The sequence below is a fragment of the Mesorhizobium sp. M7A.F.Ca.CA.002.04.1.1 genome (assembly GCF_004022805.1).
In the GTDB taxonomy this organism is placed as follows: Bacteria; Pseudomonadota; Alphaproteobacteria; order Rhizobiales; family Rhizobiaceae; genus Mesorhizobium; species Mesorhizobium ciceri.
Map to the genome: position 1 here is coordinate 1 of NZ_RZPL01001113.1, position 1,110 is coordinate 1,110.

The 1,110-nt window shown below is 65.0% G+C and carries 2 protein-coding genes; both read right to left on the reverse strand.

The window, feature by feature from the left end; translation table 11 throughout:
- Positions 1 to 418, reverse strand: a 418-nt coding sequence (locus tag ENZ75_RS32585; protein WP_128278652.1) for a hypothetical protein, incomplete at its 3' end; no start/stop codon positions are given.
- A partial coding sequence (locus ENZ75_RS32590) for an AIR synthase-related protein (RefSeq protein WP_245481349.1) occupies positions 415 to 1,110 on the reverse strand: 696 nt, incomplete at its 5' end. The genes ENZ75_RS32590 and ENZ75_RS32585, both read right to left, overlap by 4 nt.

The following is a 1,110-nucleotide window of genomic DNA, read 5'->3' on the forward strand; positions in this document are numbered from 1 at the left end:
GCAGCAGGCTGACAATGGGGAGATAGCTCGTCATTTGCCAAGCCGGCGAGAAGAACCCTTGGCCATGGCCGTCGCAGATGAGCGACGAGCCGTACTCCCACAACGCGCCCACGACCACCGTGCCGGCGAAAAGCTTGACGCAGGTGACGATGTGCCTTGCCCGTGCCGGATCCGGGAAAAGGCGGCCCCAGAGCACCAGGCAGATGATCGGGACCGCGTAGAGGAGGTTCTGCAGCGCCAGCATCGGGACGGCGCCGTTCGCCGCGGCAAGGAACTCCGCACGTGTTTCCAGCCGCATACAAACCTCGCTCGAGGTTGTCGACAGCAGGAAAAAGACGAACGGTCCCAGGAACCAGAAGAAGAACAGCGACGGCCAGAAAACGACTGCAAGCAGCGCCCGGGCAGCCAGTGTGGTCAACTAGCCTGATCCATGAAGCGCGGGAACCAGCCTTCGTGAGCCGAGGAGAGTTCGCTGACCGGGATTGCCCTGGCGTCGCCAAGCTTCAGCGCGCTGCCGCCTGTGGAGCCGATCCACGGCGCGAAGATGCCAAGCTCGCCCTGCTGCTTGCGAATGGCGTCCCATTCGTCACCATGCGGGTCGATCGACAGCGTCAGCAGATAACGGCCCTGATCCTCGCCGAACCAGACCGGGATCGGGTCGGTGCCGACAAGGCCGGGAACGGTGGCGCCGATGCCGGACGCCATCACCATTTCGGCTAAAGCCACCGCGATACCGCCATCGGAAACGTCATGCGCCGCCGTGACGATGCCGGAGGCGATGAGCGCGCGCACATGGTCGCCGACGCGCTTTTCATGCTCGAGGTCGACCGGCGGCGGCGGTCCATCCGTGCGGCCGTGTATGTCCCTGAAATAGACCGATTGCCCGAGATGCGTTCCCCAGGACGCCGGCGCGCCGACCAGCAGGATCATTTGGCCCTCGGCCGCAAAGCCGGCCCGCACCATCTTCGACCAATCGGCGATCAGGCCGACGCCGCCGATGGTCGGGGTGGGCAGGATGCCCTGGCCGTTGGTCTCGTTGTAGAGCGAGACATTGCCGGAGACGATCGGGAATTCGAGCGCACGACAGGCGTCGCCGATGCCCTTCACGGC